Consider the following 297-nt stretch of genomic DNA (forward strand, 5'->3'; position numbering starts at 1 on the left):
TTTTACTTTAATTGGTATTAAATACAAAAAAGGGAAGAGCACGTCAGTGCCCTTCCCCTTTTATTTATGTATATCGCAGATAAGAAAAAAGCCCGCTGATTTCTCAGCGGGCTTTCTAATGGTGGTGGAGGGATAGGGATTTGAACCCTAGAACCGCTATTAACGGTTGCCGGTTTTCAAGACCGGTGCTTTCGACCACTCAGCCATCCCTCCAAAAAATTGTCATCAACAGATTAGTACACTGTAGATGTTGTTACATGTATACACAGGTAACGATATTTAAAGCCTGGCGATGTC

1 tRNA gene is annotated in these 297 nt (G+C 41.8%); it reads right to left on the minus strand.

Annotation, left to right across the window (positions count from 1 at the left end):
• Positions 1 to 122 precede the first annotated feature (122 nt).
• Positions 123 to 213: transfer RNA gene (locus AB4307_RS22010), tRNA-Ser, on the minus strand.
• Positions 214 to 297: the final 84 nt, after the last annotated feature.

The organism is Vibrio sp. 10N.261.52.C2, from assembly GCF_041471425.1.
GTDB lineage: Bacteria > Pseudomonadota > Gammaproteobacteria > Enterobacterales > Vibrionaceae > Vibrio > Vibrio crassostreae_C.